The organism is Rhizobium sp. LjRoot30, assembly GCF_964253915.1.
Taxonomy (GTDB): Bacteria; Pseudomonadota; Alphaproteobacteria; order Rhizobiales; family Rhizobiaceae; genus Metarhizobium.
Map to the genome: position 1 here is coordinate 56051 of NZ_CAXUSG020000013.1, position 21281 is coordinate 77331.

The 21281-nt window shown below is 62.2% G+C and carries 21 protein-coding genes; 7 read left to right on the forward strand and 14 right to left on the reverse strand.

Annotation, left to right across the window (positions count from 1 at the left end; all coding sequences use genetic code 11):
- Nucleotides 1-60 precede the first annotated feature (60 nt).
- Entirely contained in the window at nucleotides 61-1689 is a 1629-nt protein-coding gene (locus ACSQ3I_RS22215) for a CTP synthase (RefSeq protein WP_436002521.1), read from the forward strand.
- Between the two features lie 217 nt (nucleotides 1690-1906).
- On the opposite strand, the gene ACSQ3I_RS22220 is transcribed toward ACSQ3I_RS22215, so the two are convergent.
- The 6 genes from ACSQ3I_RS22220 to ACSQ3I_RS22245 form a co-directional block, all read right to left on the reverse strand.
- Nucleotides 1907-2959, reverse strand: a complete 1053-nt coding sequence (locus ACSQ3I_RS22220; protein WP_436002523.1) for a restriction endonuclease — start codon at nucleotides 2957-2959, stop codon at nucleotides 1907-1909.
- 165 nt (nucleotides 2960-3124) lie between these two features.
- Nucleotides 3125-4360 carry a molybdopterin molybdotransferase MoeA gene (locus ACSQ3I_RS22225; protein ID WP_436002525.1) on the reverse strand — a complete coding sequence of 412 codons (1236 nt, stop codon included), beginning with the start codon at nucleotides 4358-4360 and terminating at the stop codon, nucleotides 3125-3127.
- The gene (gene moaC, locus ACSQ3I_RS22230) at nucleotides 4357-4851 is read right to left on the reverse strand and encodes a cyclic pyranopterin monophosphate synthase MoaC (RefSeq protein ID WP_436002527.1); all 495 of its coding nucleotides are present in this window, start codon (nucleotides 4849-4851) and stop codon (nucleotides 4357-4359) included. Before moaC ends, ACSQ3I_RS22225 begins: the two co-directional genes overlap by 4 nt.
- Complete coding sequence (trpC, locus tag ACSQ3I_RS22235; protein ID WP_436002529.1) at nucleotides 4851-5666, reverse strand: indole-3-glycerol phosphate synthase TrpC; 816 nt, start codon at nucleotides 5664-5666, stop codon at nucleotides 4851-4853. The genes moaC and trpC overlap by 1 nt, the downstream gene beginning before the upstream one ends.
- 5 nt (nucleotides 5667-5671) lie before the next feature.
- Nucleotides 5672-6688 carry an anthranilate phosphoribosyltransferase gene (trpD, locus tag ACSQ3I_RS22240; RefSeq protein WP_436002531.1) on the reverse strand — a complete coding sequence of 339 codons (1017 nt, stop codon included), beginning with the start codon at nucleotides 6686-6688 and terminating at the stop codon, nucleotides 5672-5674.
- Nucleotides 6689-6707: 19 nt separating this feature from the next.
- Nucleotides 6708-8600 (reverse strand): SurA N-terminal domain-containing protein, encoded by a 1893-nt coding sequence (locus ACSQ3I_RS22245; RefSeq protein WP_436002533.1) that lies wholly within the window; start codon nucleotides 8598-8600, stop codon nucleotides 6708-6710.
- A gap of 206 nt (nucleotides 8601-8806) precedes the next feature.
- On the opposite strand from ACSQ3I_RS22245, the gene ACSQ3I_RS22250 reads away from it, so the two are divergent.
- From ACSQ3I_RS22250 to ACSQ3I_RS22260, 3 genes are all read left to right on the forward strand, one after another.
- The gene (locus ACSQ3I_RS22250; RefSeq protein ID WP_436002535.1) at nucleotides 8807-9073 is read left to right on the forward strand and encodes a hypothetical protein; all 267 of its coding nucleotides are present in this window, start codon (nucleotides 8807-8809) and stop codon (nucleotides 9071-9073) included.
- Between the two features lie 133 nt (nucleotides 9074-9206).
- Nucleotides 9207-9842, forward strand: coding sequence for an exopolysaccharide biosynthesis protein (locus tag ACSQ3I_RS22255; RefSeq protein WP_436002537.1), 636 nt, complete (start codon nucleotides 9207-9209; stop codon nucleotides 9840-9842).
- A gap of 108 nt (nucleotides 9843-9950) precedes the next feature.
- Nucleotides 9951-10664 carry a thermonuclease family protein gene (locus ACSQ3I_RS22260; protein ID WP_436002539.1) on the forward strand — a complete coding sequence of 238 codons (714 nt, stop codon included), beginning with the start codon at nucleotides 9951-9953 and terminating at the stop codon, nucleotides 10662-10664.
- Nucleotides 10665-10739: 75 nt separating this feature from the next.
- Here the strand turns inward: ACSQ3I_RS22260 and ACSQ3I_RS22265 are convergent, their stop codons facing one another.
- The gene (locus ACSQ3I_RS22265; RefSeq protein ID WP_436002541.1) at nucleotides 10740-11972 is read right to left on the reverse strand and encodes a Tad domain-containing protein; all 1233 of its coding nucleotides are present in this window, start codon (nucleotides 11970-11972) and stop codon (nucleotides 10740-10742) included.
- Here ACSQ3I_RS22265 and ACSQ3I_RS22270 point away from each other — a divergent pair.
- The 3 genes from ACSQ3I_RS22270 to ACSQ3I_RS22280 all read left to right on the forward strand — a co-directional run bounded on the left by ACSQ3I_RS22270 (nucleotide 11971) and on the right by ACSQ3I_RS22280 (nucleotide 13366).
- Nucleotides 11971-12402 carry a hypothetical protein gene (locus ACSQ3I_RS22270; RefSeq protein WP_436002543.1) on the forward strand — a complete coding sequence of 144 codons (432 nt, stop codon included), beginning with the start codon at nucleotides 11971-11973 and terminating at the stop codon, nucleotides 12400-12402. The two genes, ACSQ3I_RS22265 and ACSQ3I_RS22270, sit on opposite strands and share 2 nt — an antisense overlap.
- A 255-nt stretch (nucleotides 12403-12657) precedes the next feature.
- A complete protein-coding gene (locus tag ACSQ3I_RS22275; RefSeq protein ID WP_436002545.1) occupies nucleotides 12658-12963 on the forward strand; it encodes a hypothetical protein in 306 nt (101 codons plus the stop codon).
- Nucleotides 12964-12970: 7 nt separating this feature from the next.
- Nucleotides 12971-13366 carry a YkvA family protein gene (locus tag ACSQ3I_RS22280; protein ID WP_436002547.1) on the forward strand — a complete coding sequence of 132 codons (396 nt, stop codon included), beginning with the start codon at nucleotides 12971-12973 and terminating at the stop codon, nucleotides 13364-13366.
- A 110-nt stretch (nucleotides 13367-13476) separates the two neighbouring features.
- Here the strand turns inward: ACSQ3I_RS22280 and ACSQ3I_RS22285 are convergent, their stop codons facing one another.
- The 7 genes from ACSQ3I_RS22285 to ACSQ3I_RS22315 form a co-directional block, all read right to left on the reverse strand.
- Entirely contained in the window at nucleotides 13477-14541 is a 1065-nt protein-coding gene (locus ACSQ3I_RS22285; protein WP_436002549.1) for an ABC transporter ATP-binding protein, read from the reverse strand.
- Between the two features lie 70 nt (nucleotides 14542-14611).
- Nucleotides 14612-15337, reverse strand: a complete 726-nt coding sequence (locus ACSQ3I_RS22290; protein WP_436002551.1) for an SDR family oxidoreductase — start codon at nucleotides 15335-15337, stop codon at nucleotides 14612-14614.
- Between the two features lie 111 nt (nucleotides 15338-15448).
- The gene (locus tag ACSQ3I_RS22295; RefSeq protein ID WP_436002553.1) at nucleotides 15449-16948 is read right to left on the reverse strand and encodes an ABC transporter substrate-binding protein; all 1500 of its coding nucleotides are present in this window, start codon (nucleotides 16946-16948) and stop codon (nucleotides 15449-15451) included.
- 93 nt (nucleotides 16949-17041) lie between these two features.
- Nucleotides 17042-17923, reverse strand: coding sequence for a carbohydrate ABC transporter permease (locus tag ACSQ3I_RS22300; protein WP_436002555.1), 882 nt, complete (start codon nucleotides 17921-17923; stop codon nucleotides 17042-17044).
- A gap of 1 nt (nucleotide 17924) precedes the next feature.
- Complete coding sequence (locus tag ACSQ3I_RS22305) at nucleotides 17925-18812, reverse strand: carbohydrate ABC transporter permease (RefSeq protein WP_436002557.1); 888 nt, start codon at nucleotides 18810-18812, stop codon at nucleotides 17925-17927.
- Nucleotides 18813-18925: 113 nt separating this feature from the next.
- Nucleotides 18926-20467: a glycerol-3-phosphate dehydrogenase gene (gene glpD, locus ACSQ3I_RS22310; RefSeq protein WP_436002559.1), complete on the reverse strand. Its 1542-nt coding sequence runs from the start codon at nucleotides 20465-20467 to the stop codon at nucleotides 18926-18928.
- Nucleotides 20464-21279, reverse strand: a complete 816-nt coding sequence (locus tag ACSQ3I_RS22315; RefSeq protein ID WP_436002561.1) for an HAD-IIB family hydrolase — start codon at nucleotides 21277-21279, stop codon at nucleotides 20464-20466. Before ACSQ3I_RS22315 ends, glpD begins: the two co-directional genes overlap by 4 nt.
- Nucleotides 21280-21281: the final 2 nt, after the last annotated feature.

Sequence of the window (21281 nt, forward strand, 5' to 3'; positions counted from 1 at the left end):
TCATATGATGGATTTTTGGGGCTGGTGGAATCGTTTGTGAAAAGGTAACCGGTGACTCCCATGGCGCGATATGTATTCATCACTGGCGGCGTGGTTTCCTCTCTTGGCAAAGGAATTGCGGCCGCGGCTCTTGGGGCTCTTTTGCAGGCACGCGGTTACCGTGTTCGCCTGAGAAAACTCGACCCCTATCTCAACGTCGATCCGGGCACCATGAGCCCGACGCAGCACGGCGAGGTCTTCGTGACCGACGATGGTGCGGAAACCGACCTCGATCTCGGCCACTATGAACGGTTTACCGGTCGCTCCGCGACCAAGACCGACAACATCACCACTGGCCGGATCTACAAGAACATCATCGACAAGGAACGCCGCGGCGACTATCTCGGCGCGACCGTCCAGGTCATCCCGCACGTAACCAACGAGATCAAGGACTTCATTACCGAAGGCAATGGAGACTACGATTTCGTGATCTGTGAGATCGGCGGCACCGTGGGCGACATCGAGGCGATGCCGTTCATGGAAGCGATCCGCCAGGTCAAGAACGACCTGCCGCGCGGCACGGCGATCTTCGTCCACCTGACGCTGATGCCGTATATTCCGGCTGCCGGCGAACTGAAGACCAAGCCGACGCAGCATTCGGTCAAGGAACTGCAGGCGCTCGGCATCCATCCCGACATCCTGCTGGTGCGTGCCGACCGCGAAATTCCGGAAGCGGAACGCCGCAAGCTGTCGTTGTTCTGCAACGTGCGGCCGTCCGCCGTCATCCAGGCGCTCGACGTCGCCAATATCTACGACGTGCCGATGGCCTACCACAAGGAAGGCCTCGACAACGAGGTTCTGGCCGCTTTCGGCATCGAGCCGGCGCCGAAACCGCGCCTGGAGCAGTGGGAAGAGGTCTGCAACCGCATTCGTACGCCGGAAGGCGAGGTGACCATTGCCATCGTCGGCAAGTACACGGGCCTCAAGGACGCCTACAAGTCGCTGATCGAGGCGCTGCATCACGGCGGCATAGCCAACCATATCAAGGTCAAGCTTGAGTGGATCGAATCGGAGGTCTTCGAGAAGGAAGATCCGGCGCCTTATCTCGAGAAGGTGCACGGCATCCTCGTTCCGGGCGGTTTTGGCGAACGCGGGTCCGAAGGCAAGATTTTGGCGGCGCGGTTTGCCCGCGAACGCAAGGTGCCGTATTTCGGCATCTGCTTCGGCATGCAGATGGCCGTCATCGAAGCGGCCCGCAGCCTGGCGGGTGTCGAAGATGCATCCTCGACCGAGTTCGGTGCGACCAAGGAACCTGTCGTCGGCCTGATGACCGAGTGGGTGAAGGGCAACGAACTGCAGAAGCGTTCGGCGGCCGGCAATCTTGGCGGCACGATGCGCCTCGGCGCCTACAAGGCGGCGTTGAAGAAGGGCACGAAGATTTCGGAGATCTACGGCTCGACCGACATCTCCGAGCGTCACCGCCACCGCTACGAAGTCAACATCGACTACAAGGACCGGCTGGAAAGCTGCGGCCTCGTGTTCTCCGGCATGTCGCCCGATGGCGTGCTGCCGGAAACCATCGAGTATCCGGATCATCCGTGGTTCATCGGCGTGCAGTATCACCCCGAGCTGAAGAGCCGTCCGCTGGAGCCGCATCCGCTGTTTGCGAGCTTCATCGAGGCGGCGCTAGAGCAGAGCCGCCTCGTTTGAGGCGCTTGCGTTGCCTTTGTCGGGTGGTTGCCACGACCAAAAACGTCATCCTCGGGCTCGTCCCGAGGATCTGCCGAGCGCTCTCGGCTTTTGACGAAAATGGGTGTATCTGCTGTGCTTGGATCCTCGGCACAAGGCCGAGGATGACGAAGAAGAGGTTTTATGACCTCGCCTCCATCTGACGACTGTTGGCAGTTCTTGTCTTCAGGTGACGCTGTTACGGCGTCAGATCCGTCAACAATTCCGCCGCACGGTCGATCAGCACATCGCTGAATTCGTCGCCGTTGTCCTTGGCGGTCAGCATATCGCGAAGTTCAGCCAGCGTCAGCATCAGGACAACGTGCCCATTTTCCCGAAGGGCGGACTGCGAGGCGCGACGCGCGCCGGCGTCGAGTCCACCGCGGCAGACGACCAGCAGAACGGTGCGCAGGGCGCCGGTGGACAGGTGACGGAGGTTAGAGAGGATTTCTCCCTGGTTCAGTGGCTCCATCTCGTTTCCGAAGGAAAACAGCACGTAGCGGCAGCGAAAATCTTCGCTGAGCGATATCCAGAATTCATGCTTCGGCACGAGGCGGGCGATGAGGTTGGGGCGGTGCAGCCGGTCGTCGATATGGGGCTGCGAGTTCCAGCGCTGGAACTGGTCGGCGAACAGATAGCGGATCGCCTTGTCGCATAGCTGCTCGAATTTCTTCACACCTTCGCGGCCCGGCTTGACCTGGTCGAGATCGGCGATCAGGCGAGCGCCTTCGCTCTTTGTCTTGATGCGCGGCGACTGCTCTTCCAACTGCTGCAGCTCTTCGGAAAACAGGTCGCGCCCCGCAGCACCCGGATCGGCTTCGCGCAGCAGGTCGGCCAGCGTGTCCGCCAGCGTCGGCGTCTTGGCGGTGAGCAGCAGGAGATCGGCGAGACCCCAGAGGATGCCTCCATGACGCTCCGTTTCGACGCGCATTGCCGGCGTGATCTCGCAGGTGACGATCATGATCGCGTTCTTGGCCTTCTTGGCGTCGCGATGTTTCTTCAGTTCCTCAAGCGCGTTGCGGAACAATGCGAGATCGACCTTGCGGCTGCGGTAGAATTTCGCCTCGACGACGGTCAGGTCGGCTTCGGACGGGCGCTTGATGGTCAGGTCGGCGGTGGAGACGGCGGTGCGCCCATGCTTCTGCTTCCAGCCGGCTTCCATGATCAGGAAGCTTTCGCGCGTCAGCAGTTTTTCGCACAACATCTTGAAGCCGATCTGCAGTTCCTTGTGCTTCGGCGTGCGTTCCAACATGCGTTACTTCCCCATCCGGTTGATTCCCCGCAGAATCGATTTAGGGCCGCTTGTTTCCAGCGGTCCACCAAATCTTCCGTAGTCAACCGAAAATGCCGGGGATAGTTCCTGCCGGATGGAGCAAGAAGCGTTGCAGCGCGATTTTTGCCGCTCCGCCGCCGTTTTTCAGCGGTCCGTGGACAAGGTCTCGGGACGCAGGAGAAGGATCGGGCAGGGCAGGCCGGCCGGCAGTTCCGGGGCATGCGGCGGGCGGACGATCAGGCAGTCGGAATGGGCAAAGATCTTCATCATCGACGAATCCTGCTTGCCGTAGCTTTCCGCCAGCAGATTGCCTTCGGCATCGCGGCTCAGCCTGGCGCGCAGGTAATCCTGCCGCTGGTCGTTAGCCGGCAGCGTGGCGGCGGCAAGCGCAGTTGCTTCGCGGCGCGCCGGCGGAAGATGCGACAGCTTGCGCAGCAGCGGTTCGAGGAACAGCAGGCCGCAGACCAGCGTCGAGACCGGATTGCCGGGCAGGCCGAGCACATGCATGTCGCCGAGGCTGCCGACCATCAGCGGCTTGCCGGGACGCATGGCGATGCGCCAGAAATCGAGCTGCATGCCGGCCTCGACCAGCGTCGACTGGACGAGGTCATGATCGCCGACCGAAGCGCCGCCGAGTGTCACGATGACATCGACGCCGGCCTCGCGGGCACGCTCGATCGCGGCGGTGATCTGTTGCTTGTCGTCAGGCACGATGCCGAGATCGAGGATCTCGGCGCCGGCAGTGCGGGCAAGCGCCGAGATGCCATATGTGTTGGAGGCAACGATCTGGGCCATGCCCGGCTGGCTGCCCGGCGTCACCAGTTCATCGCCGGTAGCGATGATGGCCACCAGCGGACGGCGATAGACGGGCAGCGTGGCGTGGTTCATCGCCGCGGCCACCGTCAGCCTGGAAAAATCGAGTTGCGTGCCGCATTTCAGAACGACCTCGCCTTCGGCGAAATCCTGGCCGCGCGGACGGATGTGTCGGCCGGCGATCGGCACGAAGGTGTTGCGGATACGGTTGCCGTCGAGGCGTTCGGCGTCCTCCTGGATCAGCACGACGTCGGCACCGCTTGGTACGGGGGCGCCGGTGAAGATGCGCACCGTCTCGCCTTGTCCGACCGTGCCGGAAAACGCGTGGCCGGCGGACGATGTGCCGATGACGGTGAGTTCGCAGCCGATTTCCGCGGCATCGCTGCTGCGCAGCGCATAACCGTCCATGGCCGAGGCGTCGAAGGGCGGTTGGGTCAGGCGGGCAGCAAGATCGTCTGCCAGCACGCGGCCGTCGGCGGCATGCAGCGCTACGGATTCACTGCCGGCGAGCGGTTCGGCCTTGGAAAGCAGGCGCTCCTGCGCCGCGGCGACGGCGAGCAGGCTCATCTGCGCGCTTCCGGATGGCGATAGTCGCCTGACTTGCCGCCGGTTTTTTCGACGAGGCGGATGCCGCCGATCTCCATCGCCTTGTCGGCGGCCTTGGCCATGTCGTAGATGGTCAGCGCCGCCACGGAGACGGCGGTGAGCGCTTCCATCTCGACGCCAGTGCGGCCGGTGAGTTTGGCTGTCGCCGTGATCCTGAGGCCGGGCAGGGTGTCGTCCTGGGTGATGTCGACACTCACCTTGGTGAGCATCAGCGGATGGCAGAGCGGAATGAGATTGGCCGTTTGCTTGGCGGCCATGATGCCGGCAAGGCGGGCGGTGCCGATGACATCGCCCTTCTTGGCATTGCCTTCCCGGATCAGCGCCAGCGTTTCTGCCGCCATGCGCACGAAACCCTCGGCGGTGGCGATGCGGACGGTCTCGGCCTTGTCGCCGACATCGACCATAAACGCCTCGCCCGAGGCGCCGATATGGGTGAGGCGAGCCTCCGACATCAGGCGGCGGCCACGCTGCCGACGTCGCCGTTGAGCAGGGCGCGGGTGGCGGCGGTGACGTCGTCCTTGCGCATCAGGCTTTCGCCGACGAGGAAGGTGGTGATGCCGCAGGCACGCAGCCGCTCGCAATCGGCGTGGGTGAAGATACCGCTTTCGCCGACCAGCAGACGGTCGGCCGGCACCATCGCGGCCAGTTGCTCGCTGACGGTGAGGCTGACCTCGAAGGTGCGCAGGTTGCGGTTGTTGATGCCGACCAGCGGCGAGGCGAGTTTCAGCGCCCGCTCCATCTCTTCGGCGTCGTGGACTTCAACGAGGACGTCCATGCCGAGCGCAAAGGCTTCATCTTCCAGGCGGCGGGCATCGTCGTCGGAAAGGCTTGCCATGATCAAGAGGATGCAATCGGCGCCCCAGGCGCGGGCTTCATGCACCTGGTAGGTATCGAACATGAAATCCTTGCGCAGCGCCGGCAGGCTGCAGGCGGCGCGGGCGGCGGTGAGAAATTCCGGGGCACCCTGGAAGCTCGGCGTATCCGTGAGCACCGAGAGACAGGCGGCTCCGCCGGCTTCATAGGCCGCGGCGAGCGCCGGCGGATCGAAATCCGGGCGGATCAGACCCTTGGACGGGCTGGCCTTCTTGATCTCGGCGATCAGTCCGAATTTTTTGTCGACCTGCTTGCGGCGCAACGCATCGTGGAAGCCGCGGGGCGCGGGCTGGCCGGCCGCGATTGCCTTCAGTTCGTCGAGCGGCACACGCGCCTTGGCGGCGGCGATCTCTTCGCGCTTGTAGGCTTCGATCTTGCGCAGGATGTCTGTCATCGCGCTTATTCCTTTTCGTTGGACACGGCCACCAGGCGGTCGAGCGCAGCCGCCGAGGCGCCGCTTTCCAGGGACTGGGTGGCGAGCGTCATGCCCTCGCGGATCGTCGATGCCTTGCCGGCGACGACCAGGGCCGCAGCAGCATTGCAGAGCGAGATGTCCCGGTAGGCGTTACGGGCGCCGGACAGCACGGCGCGCAAGGCTGCCGCATTGGCTTCGCCGTCGCCGCCCTTGAGGTCGGCGAGCGTTGCCGTTTCGACGCCGAAATCGGCCGGCGTTAGTTCGAACTGGCGGATTTTTCCGTCTTCGAGGGCGGCCACTTTCGTGATGCCCGTCGTGGTGATCTCGTCCATGCCGTCGCCGTGCACGACCCAGACCGATTCGGAGCCGAGATCGCGCAGCACTTCCGCCAGCGGCTCGACCCATTGCGGCGCGAAGACGCCGAGAAGCTGCCGCTTGGCGCCAGCCGGATTAGACAAGGGGCCGAGAAGATTGAAGATCGTCCTTGTGCCGAGTTCCACGCGGCTCGGGCCGACATGGCGCATGGCCGAATGGTGCATCTGGGCGAACATGAAGCCGATGCCGGCCTCGCTGATGCAACGGCCGATATGCTCGGCATCGATATCGAGATTGACGCCGAGTGCCGAGAGCGCGTCGGCGGCACCGGATTTCGAAGACAGCGCCCGGTTGCCGTGCTTGGCGACCGGCAGGCCGGCGCCGGCGACAATCAGCGAGGCGAGGGTGGAGATGTTGTAGGTGCCGGTGCCGTCACCGCCGGTGCCGACGATGTCGACGGCATCGGCAGGCGCCTCGACCCGCAGCATTTTCGCCCGCATCGTCTCCACCGCACCGACGATCTCGTCGACGGTCTCGCCGCGCACGCGCATGGCCATCAACAGGCCGCCGATCTGCGAGGGTGTGGCCTCGCCCGACATCAGGATGTCGAAGGCGTTGCGCGATTCTTCGCGGGAAAGCGCCTGACGATTCGCCACCTTGGCGATCAAGGGTTTCAGCAGCGACATGTCTCCCCCAATCCCGCTGTTATCGGACAGTCATCGCCTGTTCGGCGAGGTTCCGGTTGATGGAGACGCCGTATTGCGTCTGCAGTTCGCTGACCATCTGGTCGAGGATGTCGTCACCGGCGGCACCGGCGATCGCCTTGATTTCCTGGTCGTCGTTGGCCAGCACGTCGGTGGTCGGCTGTTCGTTGACTTCGGTGACCTTCAGCAGGATCTGGCCCTCGCCATCAGCGCTGGCAGCATTGGCGACGGTGCCCAGCGGGCCGCCGAAGGCGGCGGTTACGGCGGTGCGTCCGAGCACCGGATCGTCGCTGTTGCGGCGCAGGCCGGTCTTGGTCTCGACGGCAATGCCCATTTCCGTGGCGAGGTCGGCCAGCGGCTTGCCCTTGGCCACTTCGTCCTTGAGGCTGGCGGCCTTGGCGGCAAGCGCCGCCTTCTGCTGCTCGGCCGTCCAGTCGGCCAGCGCCTTCTCACGGACTTCGGTGAGCGGGCGGTCGCGCTCGGCGATCACGTCTTCAACCTCGAACCAGACGTAGCCATCGCTGCCGAGCGATACCGGTGTCGTTTCCGCGCCGACGTCGGCCTTGAAGGCGTCGGAGACCAGCGAGGCGGCTGCGGGAATATCCTTGACCTGTTCGCCCTGCGGATCGAGGCCACTGGCATCGACGGCATTGACGACGACCGGCTTCAGCTTGAGTTCCTTGGCGGCGTCTTCCAGTGTCGAACCGGAGGCGCGCAGGTCTTCGAAGCGGTCATGGACGTTGAGAATTTCCTGGCTGGCGGAGGCGAGCGCCAGCTCGTGGCGGATGTCTTCCCTGACCTCGTCGAGCGTCTTGGTGGTTTCGGCGCGGATATTGGTAACGCGGACGATGACCGGGCCAAAGGAGCCCTGGACGACCGGGGTCGTACCGCCGCTCGCCTTTACCGCGAAGGCGGCATCGGCGACGGCGGCATCGACCATGCCGTCACGGGTGAAATCGCCGAGCAGCACGTCGGCCGGGGTCTTGCCCTGGTCGGTGACCAGCTGGTCGAAGGTCGTGCCGCTCTGCAGCGCCGTGGCAGCTGCATCGGCCATTTCCTTGTCAGTGAAGGTCAGCTGTTCGATGGTGCGGGTTTCCGGCGTGCGGTAGCTTTCCTTGCGCTTTTCGAAGTCTTCCTTGATGGCGTCCTCGGTCACGTCGGCGGGCGTGGCGATATCGGAGGGCTCAAGCTTCACGAAGGTAATTTTGCGGTATTCCGGAGCACGATAACGGGCCTTGGCGCCGTCGAACCAGGTCTGCAGCACATCGTCCGCCGGTGTCTTGATCGGGTCGATGTTGGCATTGGTCAAAAGCAGGTAGTCAATGCCGCGGCTTTCGGTGCGGTAGTGCTTCAGCGCAGCGACCAGGGTTTCCGGCGGCGTGAAGCCATCGGAAACGGCTTCGACGATCTGGCTGCGAACGGCAACCTTGCTGCGTTCCTGGATATAGTCGTCCTCGCGCAGGCCGGCGTTGCGCAGGCGCGTCGAGAAGAGCTGGCGGTCGAACTGGCCGTTGACGGCACGGAAGGCCGGGTCTTCGGAGATCAAGGTCGCGAGACGATCTTCGGAAAGGCCGAGATTCAGATCTTCCGACAGCTGGTCGAGTGCGGCACCGGCGACGAGCTGGGCATAGACCTGCTGGTCGATGCCGAAGGCGCGGGCCTGTTCCGGCGTCAGCTCCGTGCCGAACTGGCGGCTGAGATTGGCGACCTGCCGGTGATAGGCGAGGCGGAACTCGTTGGCGGTGACCTTCTGGTCGCCGACGCTGATCACGCTGTTCGACATATCCTGGACTATTGAATGCGAAACGCCCCATATGCCAAAGGAGAGGACCAACAGCAGGAGGAGACTTTTGGCGACCCAGGTCCGGGCGCCCTTTCTCAGCAGTTCAAGCATCGGTATGCAAACCTCGTGTCAATTTCCGCGCCGTTGCGGCGAAACAATCGACGTTCCTTAAATCAATCTGCACAGGAAATGAAGCTGTGTACGGTGAAAAGCAGCACAGGACTCCGCATCTACCGCTGTGAAGACGAATCTATTGCGGTGCGGGAACCAAAAAGCCAAACTCGGCGTTTAGCACAGGCATTCAAAGGGAGATTTCCATGGCCGAGCTGAAGACCGCTACCGCCAAGATAGAAGCCGAGTTGGCAGCCGACGATCTTGCCAGCCAGATCGCGACGTTGCGAGCCGACATCGCCAAACTTTCCGAAAGCGTGGCCGCCATTGGCCATGGTGCCAAGGCCGTTGCGACGGAGGAGGCAAACCTGCTGATGGAGCGGGCCCGCGACAAAGTGCGGGAAGAGCCGCTGTTCACGCTGATCGCTACCGCCGGCATTGCCTACATGCTGGGTGTGCTCAGCCGCCGCTGAGTCTTTCGCATGCATCCAACTGCAAGCAGTATCGCCGGTTTCCGGCGGTGCTGCTTTTGCGGTTTCTGCCACGACTATTTCATTTTCCGGCTCTATTCGCTAGGTTCGTCGCCTTCAACGAGGAATGCGTAACGTGACCATTGAATTTGCCGACAGCACTGAAAAGATGAGCGATACGCTTTACCGGACGATCGCCAGCATCGAAGGGCAGACCATAACGCTGCGGCAGCTGATGAGCGCCATGGGCGAGCAGGGTTTCCTGTTTCTGTGCGCCCTCCTGACCTTGCCCTTTCTTATTCCCGTGTCCATTCCGGGCGTCAGCACGGTCTTCGGCGCAGCGATCATCATGATCAGTCTCGCCATCATCCTCAATCGCATGCCCTGGCTGCCTGCGCGCCTGCTCAACCGCCAGATCGAGACGGAAAAACTGGTGCCGACGCTGCGCAAGGGCGCTGACCTGGTATCGAAACTCGACCGTTTCGTGCGGCCGCGCCTACGATTCCTGACGACGGCCGGCCTCGTCAATCGTCTCAACGGCGCCGCGATCATGTATGGCGGCATCCTGCTGATGTTCCCGCTCGGGCTGATTCCGTTCTCCAATACGCTGCCGGGCATCGCCATTCTTTTGCTCGCCATCGGCATGCTGCAGCGCGACGGCATGACGGTGTTGGCCGGGTATTTTTTCCTGGTGGCGACCACGCTCTATTTCGGCGTGCTGGCCTATGCGGCCTACAGCGCCGGGCAGGGGCTGTCCGGCTTCTTCGTCTGACATTTTCCTTGCCCTGCTTTGGGATGGCCGTCCCGAAATGACGCCATGAAAAGGATTCGGAAACCATAGAGTCGCATAATCCCGCCGAAAGCAGGAAGGGTCGGGGTTATGGCAAAAGCAAAGGGTGGGGTTCGGCGCAAGACGACGAACCGCCGGTCGAAGGCGCCGCGGACGCCGAAACGCACATGGCCATGGCTGGCCTTGACGGTCCTGACCGCCGGTGGCCTCTATGCCTACGAACACCGTACAGACTGGTTGCCGCAAACGCCGAGCCAGATCGTCGCCTTCAAGAAGCAGGCCGAGCAGCGCAACGAGACATCACCGGAAAAAACGGCCTCGATCAGCCGCAAGACCGTTGCCGAAGAGCGCGTGGCGCAGCCAATCCGCTCCGCCACGAAAACACGGACGGATGTCGCGGCCATTCCGATTCCGCAGGAAAGAAAACTCGACCAGTCTCTGGTGGGTGAGGGGTATAAGGCGCATTTCGCCTATTGCGGCACCACCGGGCTGAAGAACTGCGTCGTCGATGGCGCCACTTTCTGGCATCGCGGCATGAAGATCCGTCTTGCGGGCATCGATGCGCCCGGCATGCATAAGGCGGGCTGCGACGATGAACGCCGCCGTGGTTTTGCCGCCGCTGTCAAATTGAAGGAATTCCTGAATGCTGGCCCGTTCAACCTCACGTCGGCAGGTGTAGCGGATGGGAGCCAGGGCGGGAAGGTGAGGGTTGTCACCCGCGGTGGCAAATCGTTGGCCGACGAGTTGCTGTCGCTCGGCCTTGTCCGGCAGAAGAGCGGCGGCCAGGCAAAACCCTGGTGCTGAGCGCTTATCGGCATGGTTCGAAACGAAAGACCCGGCAATGCGCCGGGTCTTTTTGTTTTCCAAACGAGCTTTGCGTCATTTTACCAGGCGGACGTTTGCCACCGCACCGCTGCCGCCGCTGCCGGAGTAGGGCTCCATGAGCCAGTTGGCGGAGTTCATGATCATCGTATTGACCACCAGCGATATGCGGCTGACCTGGTTGGTGGTCGAGTTGTAGGTGACGTTCCGGTTCGGCAGGTAGATGATGCCTTCCAGCACCTCGCCCTTCGAGCCGTTGAAGATATATTGCTGCTTGTTGGCATTGTTGGCGGCATTGCTGGTCTTTTCGAACATCAATATGCCCTTGTAGCTGCCGCTGGTGGGCGCCGTGCCAGTGAATTTGACGCCGCCATTGATGCGCAGCTCGCTGGTGACGTCAGGGAAATAGAAGGTCACGCCTTCGGCATTGATCGTTGCGTTGCTGTTGACGATCATCGTGCCCTTGATGATGTGCAGGCCCGGCTGGAAGGTGATCGTCGGGCTGCCGTTGAAGGTGGTTCCGCAGTGGACGCCGGGGCTGAGGCTGATCGTCTGGCCGTCCTTGGCGCCGCTGGTCGTGCAGATCGATGAAACCGCCGGCTCCGGCAGCTTGCCGGCATAGGGGTCAGCTTGCGCCGCGCAGCCGTGTTCGACATTGGTCAGCGTGCCGCCGTTCTTGATGAACTGGGTTCCCTTGACGCAGAACTTGGCGGTATCGACCTTGGAACCGGAGTTCATGATATAGGCCGGATTGGCGGTGGAATGCACCTGGATGCTGCAGCGCTCGGAATAGACGTTGGCGCCGGAATTGATCAGCACCGCCTGGCTTTGGTTGCCAAGCACGTAGAGGCAGGCGCCATTGCTGGCCTGGCTGGCAATTGCCGTCGACGAAACGCCGATCGAAACGGTTTCAATGCCGAGAAGGGCGAGGAACGGGGTCTTCACCGACGAGTCGAGGTTGGCGGTCAGGCTGCCATCGGCATTTTTGGAAAGACCGAGCAACTCGTTGATGTCGATTTCCTCATCGACCTCCTTGGCGAGCATGGCTTTGGCTTCGGCAAGCTGGCTGGCGTCGTCGGATTTGGTCACGGCTGCCAATGTCGCCGAATCGAGAAGGCCTTGAAGGCGGGTTTTTTCGAGGTATGCGCGGCCGAGATCGACCGAACCGCCGGCGGCGGCGATCAGCAAAGGCAAAAGAAGCGCCGTCAGGACGCCGAAATTGCCGCTCCTGTTTGTGATGAACTCAGGTAATATGGTGCACGTTCTAGACTGCGGAGACTGGGCGGACATGGCTTCCCCATCAATGCCTAATTGTACGATTTATTGGAACATGCAGTTTGAATGCCAGAAGGGCCTTAAACTGGGGTTAGATGAAAAAGTAGAAATTGAGGCAATGTCATTTTCAGGCGTTTCGGACGCCGTTTTGTGGGGCTTTCAGTCGCTTTTCAGGAAATTGCTGTTGTTCGCCGGCGAAACGGCTCAGGCAAAATTAACCATGAGGCGAATGACGCTTTCGAAGCGTTACTGCTTGATCATCTCGCTTTCCGACTTCACCGTGCCGGTATCGCGTGCCTGCAGCAGCGGGATAGCCAGGATCGATCCCACCATGACAACAAGTATCGCCAGCATCATCGTTCGCAATTTCGTATCCTTCGCCTTGTTGCGTCGTGTCGTTGGTCTGGCAGAAGCCGACCTTGGCGGAACGGGGAATGCCTGCTGATTGTTCCGGTATCGGCTGACAGAACTCCAATATGGGAAGACGCCGGCCACATTGCGATCCTGGGAGGACAGATGAAATGCGGCAGAGTGGAGATCTGTGGTTTGGATAGGTAGTTAAGTTCCATAATTCCTGTTATGCGATTTATGTTTGCGACCGGATCGCGCACTTTTCCGGACTCGACTTATAACAAAACTACGAGTTGACCGTTCCGGCGCCGGAGGTGACACTCCGGTATCCGAGGAGAAGGAGGCAACAATGGAACAACCGGGCCGCTGGCGGCATATGCGAACTGCACCGAGGGACGGCAGCCGTATTCTCGTTACGATCCGCCCATCGGAACAGGGGCCGGGAGCCGTCGATCTCGCCTACTGGTCGAATGGCGATCAATTCGGTGGAGATGCCTGGCGTTCCTCCGATTCCGCGCCGGGCCGGATCATCGAATATGCGGAGCCGGAACTGAAATGCTGGATGCCCATGCCCGCGGCGGATGTCGATCGCATGACCTTGCCCGCCGCGTGGCAAGGCAAGGACGACGAGGAGCTCGACGGCTCCGGGATTTGAGAGTGACATGGCTGATCGAGGTGTGATGTCCCGCTGGATCGACGACGCAAAACAATGGGCGCGGCGCATCAAGCGGGATGTCATCGCCCTGTGGATCGCATCCCGCGATCCGCGAACGCCCGTGCTGGCAAAGATCGTTGCCGCAGCCGTTGCCGCTTATGCCCTTTCACCGATCGATCTCATCCCGGATTTCATACCTGTTCTCGGCTATCTCGACGACCTGCTGATCGTGCCACTCGGGATCCTGCTTGCCGTGCGGCTGGTGCCGGACGCACTCATGTCGGATTTTCGCGCGCAAGCCGCTGTACGCGCTGGGCGTCCGACCAGCCTGGCCGGGTTGCTCGCGATTATCGCCATCTGGGTCCTGAGCGTTGCGCTGGTGACTTGGCTGGTCTGGCGATAATGCGTGCCAAGGCCTGACCTGGAACATGTCCACCCGAGGCGGAATCGCTTCGGCGTCGGACAGTGCGGCAAAACAAAATGCTTTCGACTATGGCCCTGCCCTGCAGCGTCTCAGAGACGCATTTCCGTTTCGGCGTCGAAGACGTGTACCTTTTCCGGAGCCGCATCGAAGCGGACTTCGGCGCCCTCGGCAAACGGTCGCGAGCGATCGACGATGGCGAGGAACTGGCCGGCGGGGGCCGCAGTGCACAGCTGTACGTCGTGACCCATGCGTTCAACGAGCAGCGCCTTGGTGCGGATCGGGCCATCGTCGCTGACCACGGCATCGGTCGGGCGGATGCCGCAGATGACCTTCTGGCCGGGTTTCACCGAGGCGCCGGGCAGGATGCGGATGCGGCCGTTCGGGGTATCCACCGCCGGCTGCCCCTCGCCCGTCACCACCGTGCCCGGCATGAAGTTGATCGCTGCCGAGCCGATGAAGTCGGCGACGTATTTGCTGGCCGGCGTATCGTAGACTTCGTCCGGCGAGCCGATCTGCTCGATCTTGCCGGCGCGCATGACGACGATCTTGTCGGCCATGGTCATGGCTTCGATCTGGTCGTGGGTGACGTAGATGGTGGTCGTCTTGAGGCGGTTGTGCAGCTGGCGGATCTCGGTGCGCATGTGGGCGCGCAGCTTGGCATCAAGGTTCGACAGCGGTTCGTCGAACAGGAAGACCGAGGGTTCGCGCACCATGGCGCGCCCCATGGCGACGCGCTGGCGCTGGCCGCCGGACAGTTCCTTCGGGTAACGTTGCAGGTAGGGCGTCAGGTTGAGGACTTCGGCGGCTGCCTCGACGCGCCGCTTGATTTCGGCGGCCGGCACCTTGGCGACCTCGAGGCTGAAGGCGATGTTGTTGTAGACCTTCATGGTCGGATAGAGCGCGTAGTTCTGGAAGACCATGGCGATGTCACGGTCGCGCGGGTGCACGTCGTTCACCCGCTTGCCGCCGATCATCAGGTCGCCTTCGCTGACCGTTTCCAGGCCGGCGGTCATGCGCAGAAGCGTGGTCTTGCCGCAACCGGAAGGGCCGAGCAGCACGACGAACTGGTGTTCCTCGATGCGGAACGACACGTCGCGCATGATGGTGATCGCGCCGAAGGACTTGCCGATGCCGTTATATTCCACAGTTGCCATGAACATGCTCCACTGCGCCTGACCGGCGCCATAACTGCCTTATTTTGAAAGGGCTGAGGCGCTGGGCGCCTCAGTATTTCTGCCGGGTCGGCGTGATGACGATTTCCTGCACCAGCGCCCGTTGCGGTAGCTGATAGGCGTTGAGGATCAGGTCGCCGACGATATCGGCAGAAATGCCGCCGCCGATAGCTTCCTTGTTGGCCTTGTAATTGGCCAGAGTCGTCTCGTCCTTGACGTGATCAAGAACTTCCGTGTTGATGATGCCGGGAGACAGGACGATAACACGCACATCGTGCGGCGCCAGATATTCGCGCAGGCTTTCGGAAACGGCATGGACGAAAAACTTCGTGCCGCAATAGACGGTGTGATCCGGGTAGACTTTCCGGCCGGCAATCGAGCTCATCATGACGAGTGTGCCCTGCTTGCGCGCGATCATGCCGTTCATGACGGCGTGAACCGTGTTCATCACGCCCTTGACGTTGATGTCGATCATCTCGTCCCAGTCTTCCGGCGGCTGCTGGGCGATATCTCCGAGGCGAGCGATGCCGGCATTGACGAACATCATGTCGACCGGGCCGTGTTCCGCTTCGGCATCGGCCACGGCTGCGGCGATTGCGGCGCGGTCGCGCACATCCACTTGGCGCAGCACGGCATTCGGCAGGTTCAGCGCCTTCAGCCGGTCGAGCCGGCGTGCCATCAAAAGCAACGGGTGGCCGGCTGCCGAAAAGGCGCGGGCCGTCGATTCCCCGATGCCGGAGCTGGCGCCGGTGATGGCGACTAGCGGTTTCTTGTCCATGACGTCCTCCTCGACATTCATGAGCCTGCCCTGGGCAAGGCCCCTCTCCCTTTATGCTGGATGCGGGCGGCCGGGTCCCTGCCCGGCCGCCCGCCTTGTCATCGTTTCCGATCAGCCCTTCAGGATGCCTTCGACCTGGCCGGCGATGTCGTCCATCGCTTCCTTCGAAGAACCGTAGCCGCCGGCGAAATATTTGCCGAGGCCGACCGGGATCGTGTCGGAGGAGATCTGTGCCCATTCCGGCAGGTCCGGCTCGGAGCCCATGTGGTTGGCGATGGTTTCGCGCACGACCTGCAGGTGGCGGGTCGTGCCGGCGCCGACGCGGGCGTTGGCCTTGATGCGCGGATCGTCATAGACGCTGGAGCGCGTCGGGCCGGTGCCGCCGCCCAGCACGGTGATGCCGACCTGGGTATCGGCGCATGTTGCCCATTGCATGAACAGCCAGGCCGCATCCGGGTTCTTCGAATATTTCGACACGGCGAGCGAGGAACCGCCCTGGTGACCGACGCCGGGGATTTCGCCGTAGCCGGTTTCCTTGACCGTGCGCAGCGCGATCGGCTGCGGCGGAACGACGGCTTCGCAAAGACCGGAGATCTTCGTCTGCGTCGGATCGTCGAAATAGGGGAAGAATTCACCCCAGGAGAGCATGGAAGCGGCAACGCCCTGGGCGACCGCCTGGCCCTGACCGTCCCAGGTCCAGCCGTCGACGCCCGGAGGCATCAATGCCCGGAGCTTGCTGTAGTAGTCGAGGGCTGCGATGCCCTGCTCGTCGTTGCCGCTGAACTTCTTGTCGGCATTGAAGATCGAGCCGCCATGGCCCCAGAGGAACGAGGTCCATTCGCATTCCAGCGAATAGTGGCCCGACTTCATCTGGCCGGCATAACCATAGGTGTTCGGACCCATCTGGTCGGTGATCGCCTTGGAGTTGGTGTACAGCTCCTCGAGCGTCGCCGGTGCCTTGAGGCCGAGCTTCTCGTAGATGTCCTTGCGGTAGATCATGATGAAGATCGGGATGTCGTAGGGTACGCCGACCCAACGATCTTCATACTTAGCGATACCGTCGACGAGCGCCGGCAGGAAGTCGTCGAGATTGTAGTTCGGCATGGCGAGGTCGGCCTTGGCCGAATACTGCTCACGCGGATCGAAGACGTCCTGGCTGAAGGATGCTGCCCAGCTCTGGTCGATGTAGTACAGGTCGTAGGTGCCGAGCGAGGAGGCGACGTCGAGCGTCAGCTTCTGCAGAACCTGCTCCAGCGGCAAGACTTCGATCTCGACCTTGATGCCGGTCGCTTCCTCGAAATACTTCTTGAGCTGCGAGTTGATGGCGTTGGACGGCGGGGTGGATTCCGTCGCCAGCTTCAGCGTCGTGCCGGCGAAGGGTTTGCCGACATCCTTCAGCCAGGCCATGACGTCAGCCGAGGGCTGGTAAGCTTCCTGCGCCTGGGCGCTGGACATGCCGAAGAAGGGGCGATTGCCAAAACCCATGCCGAGGGCGCTGGCGCCGAGGCCTAGCTTTCCGGCAAAACGCAGGAAATCGCGACGGTCCATCTGACCGCGGACATACTTGTCCGTGATGTTCGCCAGATAGCCTTTTCTGATGCTGTCTTTCATGTTTCTCCTCCTCAATACGGGGCAACGTCATTGTCCCCCGCGGTTCACTCTTCCTCTGGTCTGCCGGCGGGTTCTCCCGTCCCGTCCGGCGGATTACTGTTTTAGCGATCCCATCGTCAGGCCGCGCACCAGATGGCGCTGCACCAGCATGATCACGATAAAGGCAGGCACGATCGCCGCGGCACCCAGCGCCGCCATGTTCCCCCAGGCCGTACCGATCGAGGTTACGAAGGTGGAGGAGACGACCGGAACGGTCTTGATGCTGGTCTGCGTCAGCGTCAGCACGAACAGGAATTCCGTCCATGAGAAGATGAAGCAGAGCACGGCGGTGGCGGCGATGCCGCCCTTGGCCATCGGCAGGACGATGCGCCGGAAGATCGTCCAGCGCGAGGCGCCGTCAAGCAGCGCGCTCTCGTCGATCTCGGATGGAATGTCGTCGAAGAAGCTCTTCATCAGCAGCACCGCCAGCGGCAGGTTCATCAGCCCGTGCACTAAGATGACGCCGAGATAGGTGTCGAGCAGGCTGAACTGCTTGAAGATGAAGAACATTGGCACGGCGACCGCCACCGGCGGCATCATGCGGGTGGACAACACCCAATTGACGAATTCATGCCGTCCGCGGAAATGCATGCGCGACAGGCAATAGGCGGCGAGCGTGGCGACGACGATGGCGAGCACGGTCGACATCGAGGCGATGACGATCGAATCCCACAGGCGCGGCGCCATGTAGAAATTGCCGCCGCCCGGTGTGACCGTTTCCTGGGCGCCGAAACCGAAACCCAGCGAAATGCCGAAGACCTGTTCGAAATTGCGCGGTGTCGGCTCGAAATCGAAGAAGATCGGCGGCCAGTTGAAGATGTCCTTGGCGTTACGGAAAGCGACCGTCGTCCAGAAATAGATCGGGAAGAAGAAGATGCCGACGACGAGCCATCCGGCGATGGTGCGAAGCGTTCTGATGCCGCGGCTGTGATGCATCTTACCACCTCACCTTGAAGACACGGATGAAGATATTGGCGAGCACCATGATGATCGCCAGGCTGACGAGGCTCAGTGTCGCGCCGTAACCCCACTTGATGAAGCTGAAGGTCTGCTGCCAGGCATAGAGGCTCAGCGTGTAGGTGGCCGTGCCCGGCCCTCCCGACGTCATGACGAAGACGTAGTCGAAGACGCGGAAGAGATCGATGCCGCGCAAGAGCACGGCTACGGCAATGACCTTCGACATCATCGGCAGCGTCAGGCGGCGGAACATCTGGAAGGCGGAGGCGCCGTCGATCATCGCCGCTTCGTAGGGCTCGGCTGGAAGCGAGCGCAGGCCGGCCATGAAGATCAGCACCATGAAGGGTGTCCATTGCCAGATCTCGGCCACCAGCACGCCGGCCAGCGCGGTCGAGGACGTGGCCAGGATCGGTGTCGTCTTATCCAGTAATCCCAATGAGTTGAGGATATAGGTCAGCACCCCGAACTGGGCGTCCTCCATCAAGAGGAACATCATGCCGGCGATGGCGGGCGGAATGACCAGCGTCAGCGACAGGATGGCGCGCAACCCGCCGAAACCCGGCAGTTCCGCATCGAGCAGCAGCGCGATCGCCATGCCGAGCACGATCTCGAAGACAAGCGCGACGGCAAAATAGACGAAGGTGACGCCAAGCGAGCTCCAGAAGCGGGTGTCCTCCCAGAGCTGCTGCCAGTTCTGCAAGCCGACGAACTGGATGGCGCGCTTGCGCGGGAAGAACTCGTGGAAGCTGAGCCAGATGTTGTAGAACAGCGGATAGATGGTGAAGACCACCAGCAGCGCGACGAGCGGCGCCAGCCAGGGGATCGGCGAATCCGAAATAGCGATACGTTTGACCTGTGCGACGGCCATTCCTGCAGTCCCTCCTCCTGCCGTCCCGCCCCCTCCTCCGGGGTTCTCTAGACGGCATTCCGTACCTCAAGCATTTGCCGCGCCGGCGAAGCGTCTCCGCCGGTGCTTTCCTGTCAGCCCGCCTGTTTCATCAGCGGCTTCGCCATGTCCTTTCGATAGTCAGTCATCCAGAGATCGAGCGTTTCGATCTCTTCGGTCGTCATCCTCAGGCCGCTCTTGGTGCGGCGCCAAACGATATCTGCGGCGCAGAGCGTGAACTCGCGCTGCATGAGAAAGAGAACTTCCGCCTCGGTCAGCGACCCTCCGAAGTCGCGTCCGAGATCGGCAGCGGATTTCGCCCTGCCAAGAATGATGCGGGCGTCCGTGCCGTAGTGTTTCACCAGCCTACGGGCTTCCTTCTCGCTTAGGAAGGGGTAATCGCGGCGAAGATGCGCGGCCAGCGTGCCGGCGCCGCCAACCGGAAAATCGCCGCCCGGCAAGGGTTTGGTGGCGGTCCAGCCGGCATGGCGGGTCCAGTCCGGGAAGATTGCCGCAAGCCGTTCGAGCGCGTCTTCCGCCAGGCAGCGGAAGGTGGTGATCTTGCCGCCGAAAACGGAGAGCAACGGTGCCGCGCCGTTTTCATCGTCGAGCGTCAGCACGTAGTCGCGGGTCGTCTTCTGGGCGTTCTCGGCGCCGTTGTCGAACAGGGCGCGGACGCCCGAATAGCTCCAGACGACATCGCCGGGGGCGATCGTCTTGTTGAAGTAGGAGGATGCCGCTTCGCAGAGATAAGCGATTTCTTTCTCCGAGGCGCGGACGTTCGACAGTTCGCCCTTGAAATCCTGGTCGGTGGTGCCGATGAGGGTGAAATCCTCCTCATAGGGGATCGAGAAGAAGATCCGGCCGTCCGGGTTCTGGAAGATGTAGCAGCGATCGTGATCGTAGAGTTTATTGACGACGATGTGCGAGCCCTGCACCAGTCGCAGCGATCCCGGCGCCTTGAGCTTGACCGTCGACGACAGAACCTGGTCGACCCACGGCCCGGCAGCATTGATAAGCGCCCGGGCGCGGATGGTTTCCTGTTCGCCGGTTTCCGTGTCCTCCACCGTCACCAACCATTCGCCGTTCTCGCGGCGGGCTTCGATGCAGCGCGTGCGCACGCGGATATCGGCACCCTTGGACCGGGCGTCGCGGGCATTCAGCACCACGAGGCGATTGTCCTGCACCCAGCAGTCGGAATATTCGAAACCGACGGCGGAGACGTCGTGCAACGGCGCGCCGAGTGGATTGGTGGTCAGCCGCAGCGTTTCGGTGCCCGGCAGCATCTTGCGGCCGCCGAGATGGTCGTAGATGAACAGGCCGAGCCGCAACATCCATGCCGGGCGCAGGCCCTTGCGATGCGGCAGCACGAAGCGCAGCGGCCAGATGATGTGCGGCGCGATGGCCCAGAGCCGTTCGCGTTCGGTCAGCGCATGGCGGACGAGCTTGAAATCGTAATGTTCGAGGTAACGCAGGCCGCCATGGATGAGTTTTGTCGAGGCCGACGAGGTCGCCGAGCCGAGATCGCCCTGCTCGCAGAGGAAAACGCCAAGACCCCGCCCGGCCGCATCGCGGGCGATGCCACATCCGTTGATGCCGCCGCCAATGATTGCGAGGTCGAAGCGCCGGTTCGTCATGTGGCACCTGCCCTGGCGCGCCGTGCTGCCAGCAGCCGCTCGGCCACCTCGACGAAGCCGAAGCCGCCTTCCTTCTGGGTCACGTAGGCCGGCTCCGCTTCCATCTGTCCGCGAAAATGCAGGACATTGGCGACACCGCAGGCATTCGGGAAGAAGCCGAACATCGGCGCGTCGTTCGGGCTGTCGCCGACGAAGACGATGGTATCCTTTTCGGCATCAAGATCGACGTCGAGGATTTCACGGGCAAAACGTTTCGACATGGTCAGCTTGTCGTATTCGCCGAACCAGCCGTTGACATGGATGGAGGAGACCTTGGCGACACCGCCCTCCTCCTCGAAGATTTGCTTGATCCGGTCGATATCGGCGCGCGGCAAAGCCGGCACGTCCTCGCAGAAATCGATGGCAAGATCTGCTGCGCGGTAAAGCTGGTCGGCGGAAACGGCGGCACCCGGCACCTCGCGCAAAATGCGCTCGCGCACGGACACCAGCCGTTCCCGATCTTTTGCACGCGTCTCGGCCGGAATGGCGAAGCTGCGGCGCATCTTGCGGGCGGCTTCGTCATAAGAGAAGTAGAAGGCACCGTTTTCCCCGACGACGCCGGTGACCGGCCACATGCGGGCGATCATGTCGCACCAGCCGGCCGGGCGGCCGGTGATCGGTGCGACGGCGATGCCCGCCTTCATCAGGTCTTCGAGCGCCTGGTAGGCGCAGCCCGGAAGCCGTCCCTCATGAGTGAGCGTGTCGTCGATATCCGCAAACAGGATCGTGATGTTTGCGGCAGTCTCGAGCGGCATGTCGGCAACCGGGCGCATGG